Genomic DNA, 14,964 nt, shown 5'->3' with positions numbered 1-14,964 from the left:
AAACCTGAAGGGTCTTTTCTTACACTCAAAACACAGATTTCTAAACTTCTATGTGGTTAGAGATAACTTTTATACAGATATATAGAAGGACATTGTCACTTTGAATAAAATTTCTTTTTTAGAAATTTTGTATGAAGAATTTTTTTAAGAATTATTTTTCAGACCCTTCAGGTTTTGGAAACCTGAAGGGTCTTTTCTTACACTCAAAACACAGATTTCTAAACTTCTATGTGGTTAGAGATAACTTTTATACAGGTATATAGAAAGACATTGTCACTTCGAGTAAAATTTCTTTTTTTAGAAATTTTATATCGAGAAGTTTTTTAAAACTTACTTTCAGAATATTTTTCAGACCCTTTAGGTTTCCAAAACCTGAAGGGTCTTTTTTTTATACCCAAAACTTTGATTTCTATATCTCTATGTGTTTAAAGATAATTTTTATACAGATATAAAGAAAAACATTGTCACTTTGAATAAAATTTCTTTTTTAGAAATTTTGTATGAAGAATTTTTTTAAGAATTATTTTTCAGACCCTTCAGGTTTTCAAAACCTGAAGGGTCTTTTCTTATACTTAAAACACAGATTTATAAACTTCTATGTGTTTAAAGATAATTTTTACACAGGTATATAGAAAGACATTGTCACTTTGAGTAAAATTTCTTTTTTAGAAATTTTGTATGAAGAATTTTTTTAAGAATTATTTTTCAGACCCTTCAGGTTTTCAAAACCTGAAGGGTCTTTTCTTATACTTAAAACACAGATTTATAAACTTCTATGTGTTTAAAGATAATTTTTACACAGGTATATAGAAAGACATTGTCACTTTGAGTAAAATTTCTTTTTTAGAAATTTTGTATGAAGAATTTTTTTAAGAATTATTTTTCAGACCCTCCAGGTTTTCAAAACCTGAAGGGTCTTTTCACATAATTAAAACACCGATTTATAATCTTTTATGTGTTTAAAGATAATTTTTACACAGGTATATAGAAAGACATTGTCACTTCGAGTAAAATTTCTTTTCCAAAAATTTTATATCGAGAAGTTTCTTAAAACTTACATTTAGAATAATTTTCAGGCTCTTCAGGTTCCCAAAACCTGAATGATCTTTTTTTAAGAAATAGACAACACATTCTAAAACAAAATTACTTCCGATTTCTTAGGAATTCTTCTAAAATTAATTTTAATTCTGCATCTTTGTATTAATGACAGGAATCGTATACAAATCCACAGGAAGTTGGTATCAAGTAAAATCTGAAGAAGGAGTTTTTTATCAATGTAGAATAAAAGGGAAATTCAGAATAAAAGGGATTAAAAGTACCAATCCTATTGCTGTTGGCGACAAAGTAGTTTTTGATCTCGAACAAAAAGGAGACGAAAAAACGGGTGTCATCAAAAAAATCTTAGACAGAGATAATTTTATTGTACGTAAATCTGTAAATCTTTCTAAGCAAACACACATTATAGCTGCAAATTTAGATTTGGTTTTTTTAATGATTACCATTAATAATCCACCAACATTAACAGCGTTTATAGATCGTTTTTTAGTAACAACTAGAGCTTACAGAATACATACTATTTTAATTTTTAACAAGATAGATGCTTACGAAATAGAAGAAAGAGCAGAAATTTTATACCTAAAAGATATTTATGAAGCAATTGGCTATACATGTATAGAAGTTTCAGCTACACAAAATAAAAATGTAGATAAGGTTAAAGAATTAATGACTGGTAAAACCTCTATGTTTGTTGGTCATTCAGGTGTAGGTAAAACAACTTTAGTTAATGCAATTGAGCCAAATTTAAATTTAAAAACACAAGAAATTTCTTATCAACATCAACAAGGACAACACACTACAACTTTTGCAGAAATGTTCGATTTAAGTTTTAATGCCAGAATTATAGACACACCAGGTATTAAAGGTTTTGGAGTTGTTGATATGGATAAATACGAATTAGGTGATTATTTTCCAGAATTTTTTGAATTAAAACAATACTGTAAATTCAATGATTGTTTGCATTTAAAAGAACCACAATGTGCTGTAAAAGCAGCTTTAGAAGACGAAGAAATTTCGTGGTCTAGATATAGAAGCTATCTTCAAATTTTAGAAGGCGAAGAAGAAACAGAACATTATAGAACCGATATTTGGAACGAAGAAGAGGATTAGTCCATTTGTTTTTTATATATCTATCCAATTTGAAATAAGACTTGTAAATAGTTTTCTTTAAAAAAACATTTGTAAGTTTATAAAATAAAGTCTTAAAGAATCTAAAAGTAAAAGTCCCCTTTGGGGATTTAGTGGAATGAAAGTAGTTTTACAAAGAGTATCAAAAGCAAGTGTTACTATTTCTGATAAAAAAGTAGCCAACATCAAAAAGGGATTGTTGGTTCTTGTAGGAATTGTAAATGAGGATACCCAAGAAGATATTAATTGGTTGATTCGTAAAATCACAAACCTTCGTATTTTTAATGATGACAAGCACGTGATGAATTTATCTTTAAAAGACATCTCTGGAGAAATTATTGTGGTAAGTCAGTTTACCTTGCAAGCATCAACAAAAAAAGGAAACAGACCTAGTTATATAAAAGCTGCAAAACCAGAGGTTGCTATACCTTTGTATAAAGATTTTGTAACATCACTACAAAAAGAAATTACCACAAAAGTACAAACAGGCGAGTTTGGTGCAGACATGAAAGTTGAGTTGTTAAACGACGGCCCTGTAACTATCATCATCGATTCTAAAAATAAAGAATAATCTTTACATTGTTAATTTTGTATTAAAAAACAATTAAAATATTTTCCACGGAAAATAAATTACATATATTTGCCATGGAAAATAAACAACCAATCCTAAAATTTAAAAAAAATGAAAAAAATCGTTTTATCATTATTAGTAGTAGCATCAGTTTTAACGTCTTGTAAAGGCGAAAAAAAAGAAAAAGTAGCTACTAACGAAGCTGCAAAAGTAGAAGTAAATGTTTCTGAATTAAATAATGTAGATACTTCTGCATCTTTATTAACTTGGAAAGGAACAAAACCAGGTGGAGCTCATAATGGAACTGTAGCTTTAAAAAGCGGAGGTTTATTATTAGAAGAAGGTACTTTAAAAGGTGGTGAGTTTGTTGTAGATTTATCTACAATTACAAACTTAGACATGAAAGGTAGTGGAGGAGCTGCTAAATTAGAAGGTCACTTAAAAAACGCAGACTTTTTTGACGTAGAAACTTACCCAACATCAACATTTGTAATAACTAATGTAGAGCCTAAAGACGGTAAATTACATGTAACTGGTAATTTACAAATTAAAGATGTTACTAAAAGTATTACAATACCTGCAACTGTTTCTACAGAAGATGGTGTTACTACTTTTAAAAGCGAAACATTTAATATAAACAGAGCAGATTTTAATGTAAAATATGGTTCTAAATCTTTCTTCGATAATTTAAAAGATAAGTTTATAGATGATATGATGGAATTGTCTTTTGAAGTAAAAACAAAAGCATAAATTTTCTTTATCATTAAAAATATTTAAACCCAGAACTTTTAGTTTTGGGTTTTTTTTTTAAATTGCATTGCTATTTAAAAAATCTATGATAAAAGAAAAATACCCCAACCCACTACTACTAGCATTATTATTTTTATTTACTTTAAATACGTTCTCACAGATTAGTGAGTTAACTGCATTTACAATTCCACCAGAATTAAAAGAAGATGCAAATGCTGTTGTTAGAAACAACATTACAGAAATTACCATCGAAGATGTTAATAGAATGGTTGTTACCAAAAAAATGGTAGTAACTGTACTAAATAAACTTGGTAATTCAGACGCAGGTATTTACGAAAGTTATGATAATGATACCAAAATAACCAACCTCTCAGCAATTATTTACGACGCTTTTGGCAACGAAATTAAAAAGTTTAAAGAAAGAGACTTTACAGATGTTAGTGCTGTAGATGGAGGAACTTTATATTCTGATTCACGAGTAAAATACATAGATTATACACCTATTTCTTATCCTTATACATTAGTTTTTGAATCAGAATATAGAACATCTACAACTGGTTTTATTCCTTGGTGGATTCCCGTAAATGGTTACTATGTATCAGTAGAAAAAAGTAGTTATACTTTAAAAAATCCAAAAGCTATTCCTTGGCGAATTAAAGAAACCAATTTTGCCGATTATGATATTGAAAAAAAAGAATCTGATACTGAATTAAATTATTTTTTAGTTAAGAAAACTGCATTAGAATACGAAAATCAAAGTCCTGCTTACAGAGATATTTTACCAATAGTTAAAATTGCATTAAACAAATTTAGTTTAAAAGGTGTTTATGGTGAAGCCACTAATTGGGAAGAATTTGGGAAATGGATGCACGAATCACTTTTAGTAGGTAGAGATGTTATTGATGATGCCACTAAAAATAAATTATTAGAGTTAGTAAAAGATGCAAAAACGGATGTAGAAAAAACAAAAATTGTTTATGAATTTATGCAAAATAAAACCAGATATATCAGTGTACAAGTTGGTATTGGTGGTTGGGAACCTATAGCTGCAAATAAAGTAGATGAAGTTGGTTATGGAGATTGTAAAGGTTTAACAAATTACACAAAAGCTTTGCTAGATGTTGTTGGTGTTACTTCTTATTATACTGTAGTTTATGCAAAAGAAAGAAGAAATTTAGACAAAGATTTTTCATCCATTCAAGGAAATCATGTTATTTTAAATGTGCCTAATAATGGCAAAGATATTTGGTTAGAATGTACAAGTCAGACCATGCCTTTTGGCTTTTTAGGAGATTTTACAGATGATAGAGATGTATTAGTGGTAACTCCAGAAGGCGGAATTATCAAAAGAACGGCTTCTTATACAGACGAAGTAAACCTACAAACAATAAAAGGAGAAATAGAATTAACAGCTCAAGGAGATGTAAAAGCTACTTTAAAAAGAACATCAAAAGGGATTCAGTATGATGATAAATTTTACTTCGAAAACTATACTGATGAAGAATTGATTAAAAACTATAAATCAAATGTTTGGAGTTATAATAACAATTTAGAGGTAGATGCTTATCAATTAAATAACGACAAAGAAAATGTGGTTTTTACAGAAGATTTGGAACTTTCTATAAAAAACTTTGCTTCTGTAAACGAAACCGAATATTTATTTCGAGTAAATATATTTAACAAAGAAAGTTACATACCTAAAAGGTATAGAAAAAGAAATTTACCTTTAAAAATTAGCAGAGGTTATAAAGATGTAGATGAATATACCATTAAAATTCCTGCTTCTTATAAATTAGAATATGTACCAGAAAACAAAGAAATATCAACTAAGTTTGGTAGCTATAAAATCAGTTTTAATGTTATAGACGAATCTACTTTTTCTTACAAAAAAGAGATTTTAATGAAAGAAGGAGTGCATCCAAAAGAAGATTATAAAGCATATCGAAGTTTTAGAAGAAGTATCGCAAAATCAGAAAATTTAAGAATAGCCCTAATTAAAAAGTAACAATGAAAAAGAGCATTTTAGTAGTTTTAGCAGTTTTTGTACAATTTACAATTGTAGCCCAAGATTATAAGTTTGGTAAAGTATCAAAAGAAGAATTAGAAGAGGAATTCTATCCTTTAGATTCTACTGTAGATGCTGCGTATTTGTACAGACGTCAATATACACATTACGAATATGATGAATCGAATGATAGATTTAATGTAGTAAAAGAAGTACATAATAGAATTAAAATTTATTCTGAAGAAGGTTTTGAAAAAGCGACAGAAATGTTTTATTACTATACTCCTGAAAGTGGAGAAAATGAAAAGTTCTCTTATTTAAAAGCTTATACTTTTAATTTGGAAGAAGGTAAAGTAACCAAAGACAAATTGTCTAAAAAGAACATTTTTAATGAACGTAAAAATGAAAGTTGGACAGTAAGAAAAATTACTTTACCCAATATAAAAGTTGGTTCTGTTTTAGATATAGAATATAGAATATCATCACCATATTACAGTAAATTAGATGATTTAGAGTTTCAATTCAATATTCCTGTTAAAAAATTAGATTATAATATAGTAATACCTGAGTTTTATAAATTTAAGACTTTGTCTAAAGGATATTTAAGTATTGTACCTAAAACATCTCAGAAAAGTAGTTCATTTAGTTATACAACAAAATATAGAGCTATTGGAGTTAGTGGTGCTGGAGGTACTACTTTTGACAATACCAAAGTAAATTTTTTAAGTAATATACTCGATTTTACAGCAACAGATATTCCTGCTTTAAAAGATGATGAACCTTTTGTTTCTTATATCGATAATTATAGAGGAGGTTTAAAGTTCGAGTTAAAAGAAATAGATTTCTTTAAATTAGGTGGTAGCAGTAAATCTTATTCTATTGATTGGACAGATGTAAGTAAAGCTATTTTTAAATCAGAAGCTTTTGGTGGCGAATTAGAAAAAACGAGTTATTACAAAAACGATTTAAATAAAATTTTAGCCAATTCAGCTACAGATTTCGATAAGATTGCTTCTATATTTCAATTTGTAAAAACTAAAATAAAATGGAATGGAAGATATGGTAAATACACCCAAAAAGGGGTAAAAAAAGCATATAAAGAAAATACAGGTAATGTGGCAGATATCAATTTAATGTTAACTTCTATGTTACGTTCTGCAGGTTTAAATGCAAACCCTGTGTTAGTAAGTTCTAGAGATAATGGTATTCCACTTTTCCCTACTCTAGATGGTTTTAATTATGTAGTTTCTGCAGTAACTTTTACAGATGGTACATACTTGTTATTAGATGCTACAGAACTTTACAGTTTACCAAATATATTACCAGTAAGAGCTTTAAACTGGAATGGTAGAATGGTTAAAAGTGATGGTTCTTCTAATTGGTTAAAACTTAGCTCATCTAAACCAGCAAATACAGAAAATATTGTAATTTTATCTATTACAGACGATTTAATGGTAGAAGGTATGATAAGAACTAAGTTCGAAAATATTAGTGCGTTAAACTTTAGATCTAGCTATAATCATATTAAAGAAGAAAATTTAAGAACCAAATACGAAGAAAACAATAATTTAGAAGTAGACGATTTTAAATTAGATAACAAACTAGATTTAAGCAAACCTGTTTTAAGAACAGTTAAGTTTGTTAGCGAAGATTTAATAGAAGAAATTGGTAATAAAATCTACATAGAACCGTCTGTATTTTTAACAAAACGTATAAATCCTTTTAAATTAGAAGAACGCAAATTTCCAATAGATTTTTATACAGCTTGGAAAGAGTTAAATAGAGTGTCTATTAAGATTCCTGAAGGTTATACTGTAGAAAAAATTCCAGAACCAATTGCTATGGTTTTACCAAATAATTTAGGCGTATTTAAATACAAAATATCTAAAGTGGGTAATAGCTTAAAAACATATTCTGTTATAGAATTTAATAAATCGATAATTCCCGCTCAATACTATGTATCTTTAAAAGATTTCTATGGTAAAATGGTACAAAAACTGACAGAAAAAGTAGTATTAGTAAAAATATAACATAAATTAAGAAACTTATTTTTACTTAATAAGCACTTAAAACAAGAAATTTTATAATCTTTGTAGTATCATCCATTTGATTTTATTTCTAATCATCAAGATTTTATTACATTATGAAAATACTAGTTCAATTAGCAAGAATCATAGTAGGTGCCTTATTTATTTTTTCAGGTGCTGTAAAATTGGTAGATCCAATTGGTTCTCAATATAAATTCGAAGAATATTTTTCTGAAGGCGTTTTAAATTTAGAATTTTTAATTCCTTATGCTTTAACATTTTCTATTATTCTAATTATAGCAGAAATTGTTTTAGGAGTTGCTTTGTTAGTGGGCTGGAAACCGAAATTTACAGTAATAAGTTTAAAAATAATTATACTAATATTTCTGTTTTTAACTTGGTATTCTGCTTATTATGATAAAGTTACAGACTGTGGTTGTTTTGGTGATGCTATTAAACTAAAACCTTGGGAAACATTTTATAAAGACGTTGCTTTAACAATTTTAATTTTCTTTATTGGCTTTAAGATTAAGTACATAAAACCGATTGCAAAAAGGTATATTCCTTTTCAAATTGTTTTTGTTTCGCTAATTATTTCATCATTTATAACTTATTACGTTTTAGCACATTTACCAATTATCGACTTTAGAGCGTATGCAATTGGTAAAAACTTACCAGAAGGAATGGAGTATAAAGACGATGGAGAAATACCTCCTGTGCACGATTTTATGTTAGAAAATGCACAAAACGATTTAGCACCTCAAATTCTAAAAATGGACAAGGTAATGCTAATTATTATGTCTAGTTTCGAAAAATCGGATTATGATGCTTTTCCAGAAATAAAAAAGATTTCTGAAGAAGCCATGCAAAAAGGCTACAAAGTTTATGGTGCTTCTGCTTCTTTTTCTGATATTATTGAGTTAACTGTTAAGAAATACAATTTATCTTTCGAGGTTTTATTCTGTGATGAAACCACTCTAAAAACAATGATAAGAGCAAATCCTGGTATAATGATTTTGAAAAATGGAACAGTTACCGAAAAGAAAAACTGGACAGATATTGACGATATAGAACTATAATGAAAAGTTTACTATTTGTTTTTATTGGTGGTGGTTTTGGTAGTGTTTTACGCTTTTTAATTGGTAAATGGCTCAATAATTCAGAAAACGGAATTCCATATGGCACATTTGCAGCCAATATTTTAGGAAGTTTTTTAATTGGGTTTATTTTAGGTTATGCTGCAAAAAGTGATGTGCTTAACCAAAATCATACATTATTATTGGCTACTGGTTTTTGTGGTGGTTTTACCACTTTTTCTACTTTTGCGTATGAAAACCATATCTTTCTAAAATCAGGAGATTTTACTTCTTTTGCCTTCTATACAATTGCAAGTTTTGTGGTTGGCTTTTTGGCTGTTTTTGCAGGAATGTATTTGGTGAAATTTATATAAATGTCAGTCGTGTGAATTTATCAAGAATAAATAAATTTGTATCGAGAACAATTAAAATCCTAATAAATGAACGAATTCGTATCTTATCAACCAAAAGAAAATTACGCAATAATTACCATTAATAATGGAAAAGCAAATGCCATTTCTCACGAAGTTATTGAAGGTTTAAATACAAGTTTAGATAAAGCAGAACAAGAAGATAAAATTGTAATTCTTACAGGTTCACAAGGAATTTTTTCTGGAGGATTCGATTTAAAAGTGATGACCAAATCACCTGAATCTGCTTTGGAATTGGTTACAAAAGGTTCGCAATTATCATTAAAAATGTTGTCTTTTCCAAAACCAATTATTGTAGCTTGTAATGGGCATGCAATTGCTAAAGGTGCTTTTTTATTATTATCTGCAGATTATAGAATTGGGGTTGAAGGCGATTTTAAAATCGGTTTAAACGAAGTTATGATTGGTATGACAATGCACAATGCTGGTATTGCTATTGCAAAATCACGTTTGTCAGAAGTATATTTAAACAGAGCTGTAAATAATTCAGAAATATTTAATTCAAAGGATGCTGTAAAAGCAGGGTTTTTAGATGTAATTGTTCCAGAAGAAGCATTGTTGCTAACTGCAACTAAGGTAGCAAATATGTTTTCTAAATTAAACAGAAAAGCACACGCAGCTACAAAATTAAAAGTTAGAAAATCGCATTTAGAAGCGTTAACAAATGCAATCGAGTTAGACGCAAAAGGAAGTATTTCTATAGATGCCTAATCTAATTTATAAATTGATTATTTTCGCAGGCGATTACACAGTTAAAAAATTAAACAAAAAATAAATGAAAGCATATATTTTTCCAGGTCAAGGAGCTCAATTCACAGGAATGGGATTAGATTTATACGAAAAATCACCTTTAGCACAAGAATATTTTGAAAAAGCAAACGATATTTTAGGGTTTTCTATTACTGATATTATGTTCGAAGGTACAGCTGAACAGTTAAAAGAAACCAAAGTTACACAACCTGCAATATTTTTACATTCTGTAATTTTAGCAAAAGTTTTGGGTGATTCTTTTCAACCAGAAATGGTTGCAGGTCATTCTTTAGGAGAATTATCAGCTTTAGTTGCAAACGGAGTTTTGTCTTTCGAAGACGGATTAAAATTAGTTTCTAAACGTGCTTTGGCAATGCAAAAAGCATGTGAAATTGCACCAAGTACAATGGCAGCAGTTTTAGGTTTGGCAGATGAGGTTGTAGAAGAAACTTGTGCAGAAATTGATGGAGTAGTGGTAGCAGCAAATTACAATTGCCCAGGACAATTAGTAATTTCTGGAGAAATTGAAGCTGTAGAAAAAGCCTGTGAAGTGTTAACAGAAAAAGGAGCAAGAAGAGCGTTGTTGTTGCCTGTTGGAGGTGCATTTCACTCACCAATGATGGAGCCAGCAAGAGAAGAATTAGCGGCAGCAATAGAAGCAACCCAATTTAGCGAACCAACTTGTGCAGTGTATCAAAATGTGGTTGCAAAAGCGGTTACAAATCCTACAGAAATTAAAGAAAATTTGATAGCACAATTAACAGCTCCTGTAAAATGGACACAATGTGTGCAAGCAATGATTGCTGATGGTGGTACAGAATTTATTGAAGTTGGGCCTGGTAAAGTTTTACAGGGTTTAATGCGTAAAATTGATAGATCTGTGGCTGCATCTGGCGCAAGTTTAGCAGAATAAATTGTAATAATAGATATAAAAAAACGAACTTAAAAAAGTTCGTTTTTTTTGCTTTATATATTTTAGAATGCCTTTAAAATACAGTTAAAAATGGAGTTTCATGCCTTCGTGCGTAGCTTTAAAACCTAAATTTTCATAAAATTTTATAGCTCTTGGTCTTTCTTTGTTAGAAGTTAATTGAACCATATGAGCTTTTTTTTCTTTAGCTCTGTTTATAGCCCATTCAAACATTTTTTTTCCAATACCAAGTCCTCTTTGATCTGCTCTAATAAATACATTTTCTATTTGGGCTCTTATACCACCACAATAAGAAATGTATTGTAGGTAAGATATCTGCAACGTACCAATAATTTCTAATTTTTCATTTTCTAAAACAATCAATTTTTGGTTTTTATCTGCTTCTATATTTTTAAATGCGTTCATATATGAGTTGGGTAAAGGAGTATTAAAATTTTCTCTTTCTCTACCTAACACATCATCAGCCATCATTTTTACAATGGCAGTAAGGTCTTTTTCTGTAGCTTTTCTATAGTTCATTCTTAGGTTCTTTGTTAAAAGTAAAAGTCCTAATTTTTTACTTAAAATTAGGACTTTTTAAAATCGGTATTGTTAAAGTTTTAGTTCTTTATTTTTTGTTGCCTTTTGTTTAATAAAACAGGTTCTCCATAACCCAATTCTTTCATTCTTTCTAATTGAGTTTCTGCATCACCAACAACTAACCAAATCATTTTATTAGGATTTACATATTTATTTGCCAAAGTTTTAATTTGCTCTTTGGTCATATTATTAACAGTGTTTTCTCTGTCTTTTACATAATCTGCACTCCAACCATAATCACTAATATTAGATAGCATATTTAATTTTGCTCTAGAAGTTTCAAAAGCTCTTGCGTTACTTTTTATAAGAAAACTTTTTGTGGTTTCTAAATCTTTATCAGAAAAAGTGGTCGGATATTCTTCTAAAATTTTCTTAACCAATTGTGCAGATTCTAAAGTTACATTACTTCTTACGCCACTAGAAATCGTAAAAGCACCTTTAGCTTTTGTACCAGAAAAACCTGATCGAATTCCGTAAGTATAGCCTTTGCCTTCTCTTAACTCTTGCGTTAAACGAGAAGCAAAACCACCACCACCAAGAATATAATTCATAACAGAAGCTGCATAAAAATCTTTATCTGTTGCAGCTAATGCTGGAGCTCCAAACTGTAAAACAGATTGTTTTGCATTTGGGATATCGTAAAAATAAACTGTTGGTTTGGTTGGTGCTTCTGGTGTTTTGTATTCAGGTATTACAACTTCTTTGGCTTTCCAATTGGTGTTTAATGTTGTTAAAGAAGCTACTACTTTTTCTTTGGTGATGTCGCCTACAACCAACATTTTTGCTACTGATGGAGAAATATAATTGTTGTAATAAGCCTTTAAATCTTCTATTGTAATTTGTTCTACGGATGCCAAACTGCCTAAAATATTTTTAGAACGGATGTTGTTTTTTCCGTAAATCAACTCATTATAAGCGTTTCTTGCCACAGAATTTGGGCTCGCTTCTTGCTGACGTAATCTTGCTATGGTAGCTTTCTTTAATAAATCGAATTCTTTTTCATCAAACCTTGGTTCTAATAAAATTTCTTCTGCCAAAGCTAAGGTTTTATCATAGTTTTTAGCTAAAGTTGTTCCGCTTAATGTAATGTTTTCAACATCAGAATACACGTAAATTGATGCTCCTAATTCTTGAATTGCTTCTTCTAATTCTTTTACAGTTTTTTGCTTTGTACCTTTGTTTAATATATCAGCAGTTAAATTAGCAACTCCTAATTTATCCATAGATTCTAATAATTGGCCACCATCAATAGTAATATTAAAACGAACCAAAGGCACTTCGTCATTTTCAATTCCAAATACTTTTAAACCATTGTCTAAACTGCTTTCATAAACTTTTGGTACAGCCAAAGACGGAGTTTCTCCATAAGGAGGCTCAATGCTTCTATCAAAAGTAGAAGGTGTTTTCTCATACCTTGCAGCAATTTTTGGGTCGAATTTTTCTTCTGCACCAATTACAATTTGCTCTTCAACAACATCAGCCAAAACCGCTCCTTCTAAAGCAAGTTTAGCTGAGTTTTTGGGCACAAAACTTGTAGCTACATAATTTTTGTTTTTAATATATTGGTTGTAAACTCGCATTACATCTTCTGTGGTAACTGCCAATGTGTTTTTAATATCTTCGGTTACAAATCCCGGATTTCCTGTATAAGTGTTGTAAGATGCTAAACGAGTTCCTTTACCTAAAACACTAGATAAACTTGAGTAAAAACGAGTTTCTTGTCCTGCTTTTATTCTGTTTAAATCCTTTTCAGAAATTCCTTCTGCCTCAAATTTTGCAAAGGCTTTTTCAATTCCTGCTTTTACATCATCTAGTTTTACATTGTTAAAAGCTCTAATTATCAAATGAGTTTCTCCTGCCAATTCAGAAGCATAATTATACATTGTGGTATTTGATGTTAGTTTTAAATCATCAACCAAAACCTGATTTAATGGTGCAGATTTTCCATCAGATAAATACTGAGTTAAAACTTCTAAAGCATAAGAATCTGCATGAAACTGTTCTACACTTGGCCAAGCCATGGTTAATTGCGGTACTCTTGCAAAATTATCTTCGTAATACAAAGACTTTATTTTTGCTACTTTTCCTGGTCTTTTTTCAATTGTAGGAATTTCTTCTGTTCCTCTCGGAATTTCATCAAAATATTTATGCACCCATTTTGTAGCTTGCTCAATATCTATATCGCCAGATAACACTAAAGTTGCATTGTTTGGTACGTACCATTTTTTAAAAAATGTTTTTACATCGTCTAAAGTTGCATTTTGTAAATCTTCTAAAGAGCCTATAACTTGCCAGTTGTAAGGATGATCTTTTGGATATAAATTTTTACCAATTACATATCTATTATGCCCATAAGGTCTATTATCTACACCCTGTCTTTTTTCATTTTTTACTACTTGTTTTTCTTTGGCTAAAACAGGTTCTGTAACTGTGTTTATAAACCAACCTAATTTATCGGCTTCTGCCCAAATCATTTTTTCTAAACCATCTTTTGGTACCGTTTGTAGGTAATTGGTTCTGTCTCTAGAAGTAGAACCATTTGCACCAGAACCTCCAATTCTTGCACTCATTTTGTCCAATCCTCCTTTGCCTAAATTTTCGGATTCTAAGAATAATAAATGCTCAAATAAGTGAGCAAAGCCAGTTCTGCCTTCAATTTCTCTGGCAGAACCCACATGTACCATTAATTCTACTGCAACAACAGGATCAGATTTATCCACATGAAAAACCACTTCTAAACCATTATCGAGCTCAATTTTTTTGTAGTTGATACTCAGTTCTGGAGTTTTTTCTTCGGATGATTTTTTGCAACTATAAAAAAGAGTTGCCACTAAAAGTGTAAGTACTATTTTTTTCATTTGATTTGAATTTACGGGTTTAAAAGTAATCAAATAATAGATTGAAAATGGATTCTCTTTTGTTAAATAAAATTTTTATAAAATAGTTTTCTTGGTAAATATTAGTTTATCAACTTATTACGAGTTGAATGGAATTCTTTAACACTCAGTAATTAGAATTGGCACAACAATTGGTTTAGAGCAGTAAATAAAAATTAATAAATTATGATTAAAAAACTATGTATTGCTTTAGTATCGTTTGCTTTTTTAGGTACAATAAAAGCGCAAGAAGTAAAGTTTGGTGTTAAAACAGGAATGAATATTTCTTCGATTAATGGAAACAATGTTAATAATTTAGATTCTAGAACAGGTTTTGTTATTGGGGCAACTGCAGAAATTCCGTTAACAGAAAAATTTTCTTTGCAGCCAGAATTGTTATACTCAGCACAAGGAGCGCAATTAAGAGACAGTTTTAAATACGATTTAAATTATATGGCATTGCCAGTTATGGCAAAATATTATATTGCAGAAGGTTTTTCTGTAGAAGCAGGTCCACAATTTTCTTTTTTAATAAAAGATCAAATTGTACCTGTAAATCAATATGGTGCTGAAACTCAAAATACAGATGCAGCTAATTTTGATTTGGCAGCCAACTTAGGTTTTGGCTATCAGTTTAAAAATGGAATCTTTTTTCAAACAAGATATAATCTTGGATTGGTAGCTATTAGCGAAAATCCGGATATTAAAAACGGAGCTTTTCAAATGGCTTTAGGGTTTCAGTTTTAAATAAATTGGTACTAAAAAGAAAGCCTCTTTGTTATAA

General features: G+C 29.7%; 12 protein-coding genes. 10 read left to right on the top strand and 2 right to left on the bottom strand.

What is annotated here, in order from left to right:
- The first annotated feature begins 1,203 nt into the window (after nucleotides 1-1,203).
- From rsgA to fabD, 9 genes are all read left to right on the top strand, one after another.
- On the top strand, nucleotides 1,204-2,166 hold the full coding sequence (gene rsgA, locus ACWYN7_RS10850) for a ribosome small subunit-dependent GTPase A (RefSeq protein ID WP_462859959.1): 963 nt from the start codon (nucleotides 1,204-1,206) through the stop codon (nucleotides 2,164-2,166).
- Between the two features lie 136 nt (nucleotides 2,167-2,302).
- A complete protein-coding gene (gene dtd / locus ACWYN7_RS10845) occupies nucleotides 2,303-2,755 on the top strand; it encodes a D-aminoacyl-tRNA deacylase (RefSeq protein WP_462859958.1) in 453 nt (150 codons plus the stop codon).
- Between the two features lie 111 nt (nucleotides 2,756-2,866).
- Entirely contained in the window at nucleotides 2,867-3,505 is a 639-nt protein-coding gene (locus ACWYN7_RS10840; RefSeq protein ID WP_462859957.1) for a YceI family protein, read from the top strand.
- Nucleotides 3,506-3,590: 85 nt separating this feature from the next.
- Nucleotides 3,591-5,510, top strand: a complete 1,920-nt coding sequence (locus ACWYN7_RS10835; protein ID WP_462859956.1) for a DUF3857 domain-containing protein — start codon at nucleotides 3,591-3,593, stop codon at nucleotides 5,508-5,510.
- A 2-nt stretch (nucleotides 5,511-5,512) separates the two neighbouring features.
- Nucleotides 5,513-7,540 carry a DUF3857 domain-containing protein gene (locus ACWYN7_RS10830; RefSeq protein ID WP_462859955.1) on the top strand — a complete coding sequence of 676 codons (2,028 nt, stop codon included), beginning with the start codon at nucleotides 5,513-5,515 and terminating at the stop codon, nucleotides 7,538-7,540.
- Between the two features lie 113 nt (nucleotides 7,541-7,653).
- On the top strand, nucleotides 7,654-8,616 hold the full coding sequence (locus tag ACWYN7_RS10825) for a DoxX family protein (RefSeq protein WP_462859954.1): 963 nt from the start codon (nucleotides 7,654-7,656) through the stop codon (nucleotides 8,614-8,616).
- Nucleotides 8,616-8,987 carry a fluoride efflux transporter CrcB gene (crcB, locus tag ACWYN7_RS10820; protein WP_462859953.1) on the top strand — a complete coding sequence of 124 codons (372 nt, stop codon included), beginning with the start codon at nucleotides 8,616-8,618 and terminating at the stop codon, nucleotides 8,985-8,987. The genes ACWYN7_RS10825 and crcB overlap by 1 nt, the downstream gene beginning before the upstream one ends.
- 66 nt (nucleotides 8,988-9,053) lie before the next feature.
- Nucleotides 9,054-9,755: a crotonase/enoyl-CoA hydratase family protein gene (locus tag ACWYN7_RS10815; RefSeq protein WP_462859952.1), complete on the top strand. Its 702-nt coding sequence runs from the start codon at nucleotides 9,054-9,056 to the stop codon at nucleotides 9,753-9,755.
- A 64-nt stretch (nucleotides 9,756-9,819) separates the two neighbouring features.
- On the top strand, nucleotides 9,820-10,707 hold the full coding sequence (gene fabD, locus ACWYN7_RS10810; RefSeq protein WP_462859951.1) for an ACP S-malonyltransferase: 888 nt from the start codon (nucleotides 9,820-9,822) through the stop codon (nucleotides 10,705-10,707).
- Between the two features lie 84 nt (nucleotides 10,708-10,791).
- Here fabD and ACWYN7_RS10805 read toward each other — a convergent pair whose 3' ends face one another.
- Nucleotides 10,792-11,244, bottom strand: a complete 453-nt coding sequence (locus ACWYN7_RS10805) for an N-acetyltransferase family protein (protein ID WP_462859950.1) — start codon at nucleotides 11,242-11,244, stop codon at nucleotides 10,792-10,794.
- Between the two features lie 80 nt (nucleotides 11,245-11,324).
- Nucleotides 11,325-14,162 (bottom strand): M16 family metallopeptidase, encoded by a 2,838-nt coding sequence (locus ACWYN7_RS10800; RefSeq protein ID WP_462859949.1) that lies wholly within the window; start codon nucleotides 14,160-14,162, stop codon nucleotides 11,325-11,327.
- Nucleotides 14,163-14,366: 204 nt separating this feature from the next.
- Between ACWYN7_RS10800 and ACWYN7_RS10795 the strand changes: the two genes are divergently transcribed.
- Nucleotides 14,367-14,927: a porin family protein gene (locus ACWYN7_RS10795; RefSeq protein WP_462859948.1), complete on the top strand. Its 561-nt coding sequence runs from the start codon at nucleotides 14,367-14,369 to the stop codon at nucleotides 14,925-14,927.
- The last annotated feature ends 37 nt before the right edge of the window (nucleotides 14,928-14,964 follow it).

The sequence above is a fragment of the Polaribacter sp. M10 genome (genome assembly GCF_054968445.1).
This window is presented reverse-complemented; position numbering and strand designations above follow the sequence as displayed.